The 4253-nt window shown below is 67.8% G+C and carries 2 protein-coding genes; both read right to left on the reverse strand.

What is annotated here, in order from left to right; all coding sequences use genetic code 11:
• Positions 1-258: 258 nt before the first annotated feature.
• A complete protein-coding gene (locus ABZ624_RS42135; RefSeq protein ID WP_360100901.1) occupies positions 259-792 on the reverse strand; it encodes a group II intron maturase-specific domain-containing protein in 534 nt (177 codons plus the stop codon).
• Between the two features lie 76 nt (positions 793-868).
• Positions 869-3586: a discoidin domain-containing protein gene (locus ABZ624_RS42140; protein ID WP_360100904.1), complete on the reverse strand. Its 2718-nt coding sequence runs from the start codon at positions 3584-3586 to the stop codon at positions 869-871.
• Positions 3587-4253 lie beyond the last annotated feature (667 nt).

Genomic DNA, 4253 nt, shown 5'->3' on the forward strand with positions numbered 1-4253 from the left:
GTCAGTCCGCCGCCCTGCGCCTACCTCATAACAACGGCGTACCGCGGGGATCAAGCCCTGTCAGCGACTACGACAACCCGAGTTCAAGCTCAGTAACGTGCCGGTGTCGTCGACCAGGGCTATGTCGTGGTGGGGTCGGCACGGAGCGCGGTACTGGGATTCCTCCCAGCCCGTTTCTCCACGCCGCCCGCCCGAACCGGACGTGCGAGTTGGCCCCGCATCCGGCTCTCCACAAGCCCCGATGAGCAGTTGTTTTCCTCAGGTCGTGCTGGGCCAGGGCCACGGGATGACCGTCCCTCCGGGCCGGTATCGCGTGGTGACTACCGAGCCCGGGTTGAACAGGACGACGTCCCTGTCGTGTGGCCACCACCCACCGTCGCGGTAACGCCAGCGGAGCTCCTTCCATCCAGTGCCGAGGTGCTTGCGACGGAGCCTTCCGAAGACCTGACGCCAGACGATCATGCGCAGGTATTGGAACGCCCGAGCGGACACCCCGGGACGGATGTAGGCGGTCCAGCCCCGCAGCACCTGATTGAGCCTGTGCAGCAGGACTGCCAGCGGCAGGCTGACGTTCATCCGGCAGAGCGCCTTTGTCTTGGCCTTGATGGACCGAAGTGCCTTCTTGGCCGGGTAGTTGTTGACGTACTGCCGGTCGGTTCCCCGTTTCTCGTGGCGCTGGATGCGCCAGCCGAGGAAGTCGAGGCCCTCGTCGATGTGCGTATCAGTGTCTTCTCCTCCGAGAGCCGCAGGCCGACGGTGGAGAGGACCTCTGCCACTTAGGGAATCGTTCAACTATGCATGGGTCACCGTAAGTTGATGGTTGCTCGGCGGGTAGCCAGACTGCTGTTCGTCCCGTCCCAGCACGCCGTCAGGGGAGGCTCGACACTGTCACCTCCTTCACCTCGCCCGGTGTGAAGCCCGTGACCGTGATCCGTACCTGTCGTCCGGTGACGGGCTTGCCCTCGTATGGCACCCAATGCCCGCCGTCCGCCGACGTCTCCAGGCGGTACTCAGCCGTACCGGTCACCTGGATACGTGAGATCCGTACCGATCGGCCGAGGTCCACGGTGAGGGATCCCCCGGCCCGTTCCGGACGCCACGCCGTGGCAGCATCGCCGTCAACCGCTGCCTCCGCGTAAAGACCCGGCTCCTGGGACGTGGCCGTCACCGGGCGGCAGCGTGCGAGGTTCGAGATGGGGGCAAGGTCCGGCCGCCTAGTCTTGAGCGAGACCGGAGCGTCCTTGGCGAGGGTGAAGTGCCCCTGAGGAGAGTCAACGATGAAGGGGGCTCCGGCGACCAGCCGTACGGTCGTCGTACTAGGGCCGATCTCGACGTCGTAGGTGCGCCCGTGCCACCGCAATCCCAACACCCGAACGCCTTCGGGCGCCAGTTGCGGAGGCAGCATCGGATCCAAGTGCACCACGTCTCCGTCGCGCAGCCGAAGTCCCGTCAGCCCGTGTGTGAAGATCTGCAGGAACCCGCCCTTGCCGGTGAGAAAGTCCTGGGCCGGGGAGCCCGCGAGTGCGTCACCCACGCCGGCCTTGCCACCGCGCGCCTCGGAGAAGAGGGCGAACGGGTCGCGGAAGAAGGGGCGCGCCGCCCGCTGCAGGAACGTATATGTCGCGCAGCCGGGTTCGCCGATCGCGGCGGCGTCGATCGCGTGCACCGAGTCGGTCATGGCGGGGCCGTCGGGGTCGGTGCGCTCGGTGTAGTAGTCGAGGGTTGATGCTGCGGCACCGGCAGGCATGGGCCACTCCAGTGGGTAGACCAGTAGGACGGTGTCGGCCTGCTTGATCTGCGAGCCGTCGTAACCCGCGTACTGGAGGAAGATCTTGCGCTTGGAATCGTAGGGAATACGGAGTGTGTCGGCGGTCCGGCGCCATGCGGCAACGGGTGCGTCGGTCGCGTGGAGCACCTTCGCCGCACTGGCGGCAGCGCGCAGCGCGGTCGCGGCGACGGCGTTGGTGTAGACGCCGTCGGTCACGCCGTTGCTGTACTCGTCGGGACCCGCGACGCCCTTGATGGACTTCGAACCGTCGGGGTTCGGCGTCACACGCGACGCCCAGTACTCGGCCAGGCCACGCAGCAGCGGCCAGCCGTGCGAGCGTAACCAGGCGCGGTCCCCGGTGGCCAGGTAGTACTGCCAGGCGGCGAGCGCGATGTCGCCCTGGAGGTGGTCCTGAGTGACGCAGTGCGGCGGGTTCCAGCTCTGGCACTCGGTCCACAACTGTCCCCGGCTGGTGCTCGTCCAGGGGAAGAAGAGGCCCTTCACCGATGTACGGCGGGCGTTGTCGGCAGCGGCGTCTCGTGTGCGGAAGCGGTACTCCAGGACCGAGCGGGCGAAGTCCGGGTCGGTCGCCAGCAGTGCCGGGAACATCCACGTCTCGGCGTCCCAGAAGACCATCCCCGCGTAGTCGTCGCTGGTCAGCCCGGCGGGCGCTACGCTGTCGCGGGCGCCCGGGCGTAACGCCGACAGCAGACCGTAGCGCGCCGCACGTGCCCACAATTGCAGGTCTGGATGGCCCGGCACCTCGACGTCCGACGACCACAGTGCCCGCCACGCCGCCGTGTGCGCGGCACGTAGTTTGCGCCAGCCGAGCCGGGCAGCCCGCCGCGCCGCGGACCGAGCATCCTCACCCGGTGCACTGGAGGTCAGCGAGGTGTCGACGCCGACGTACTTGGTGACCTCGTACGTATGCCCTGCACCCACCCGGAGCGCCGCGGACTGACGGGCGCTCAGGGGGCCCGTGGACCGTGGCCTGCCTCCCCAGCCAGGGGCGTGCAGAACACTGGCGACAGCGCCGGTCACGCCGGTACCGTCGGTCCGGAAGGCGACACCGACGCCGTGCCTGCCACTCCTGTCCTGCGCACTGGCGTCCACCGGGGCGATCCGGCGTGCACCGCGCCCATCGATGCGGTCGGTCACCGTGAGCGCGCCGTTCCAGTGGGGGGACAGAGTGAGATGCACAGCGGCGACGTGGGGGTCGGCACGGTCAGCCAGCACCTCGTACGTCAGGTCGGTCTGGCGGCCGTCCGAAGCAGTCCAGGTCAGGGAGGTGCGCACCAGGCCGCAGCGCATCAGCAGGGTCTGTCGGTAGGAGGTGACGCGGCTCCGGGAGCCGTAAGTCTCTCCGTTTCCCGTCCCGTCCCGGTCCTTCGCAGGGAGGGTCACGTCCAAGCCCGTCCAGGTCGGCAGGGCGGCGATCCCCTCGCGGCTCGCGGTGTTCTCCGGGCCGCGGGCGTAGAGGCCCGCGACGAACGCGCCGTCGTAGCGTGGGGTGTACAGAGGCCAGCCGGTTTTGCCGCCGGGTGCCGCGTAACCTGCGCCCACCGGTGGAACCCGGGCGCCGAGATAGCCATTGCCCACGTACGCGTGGTAGGCGTTGGTCGGGTCGAAGCGCGTCGTGGTCGGTGACCACGACGGGTCCTGCTCGGCGCAGCGTCCCGAGGCCGTTGGGCCGGATTGCTGCAGGGCCTGCGCTGGGGACAAGGCAGCTGGACCAAACAGCAGTGCCGCTGCGGCTAAGCCGGCGGCCAGGCGGCGGGGACGTCGATTACGGCAGCGTCTACAGCGTTTATGGAACATCATCCGACTATGTCAGTAATCGGTTCCCGGCACTGGTTCCGCACGCCGAATGTGTCCCACGGATGGTGATGGTGACCTGGGGCGTTGGTCGCTATCCGCCCAAGGAACGGTGTCCTGCCAGGTCGATGAGACGACTGCTTGACGCGAACATGATATAGGTATTGCTGTAAGGGATGTTGCCGAACGCGTCATCGACCCGGCACCCGTTCTCACCGATTCCGGGCGTCGTCAAATCAGGCAGCGGATCGAGATAGGCAGCAAGGTGCGGAGCCGGCGCAGATCCGTACCACCTCCTGACAAGCCTCAAGCCCCGTGCCCCGACCGACACTCGCGGACGACAACCGGGTGGCGCGTCTGCCGGTTTCTCTCCCGTAACAGGTGGCCCGCCGCGCCGGAAGGGCTCGTTGCGGAAAGCCGACCGACGCTCCCACAATGAGCCCCGCAACCGGTGGAGTTGGCCAACCGGGCGCCCTCAGCACCCGAGGGGCCTCAGCCAGCTCGTCGGCTGGTCATCGGTCTCCCAGACGCATGCCTTGGACGACTACCGCACCGCTGATGGCGATTCTTGAAAATGGTTCTGGCCGCAGTTCCGTGAATGCCCAGGTCAGGGGCGGCATGCAGGAACGTTCCTCTGCGGGACATCCTGCGCATGGGGGTCGAATCGCTC

The organism is Streptomyces sp. NPDC007205, assembly GCF_040634095.1.
Taxonomy (GTDB): domain Bacteria; phylum Actinomycetota; class Actinomycetes; order Streptomycetales; family Streptomycetaceae; genus Streptomyces.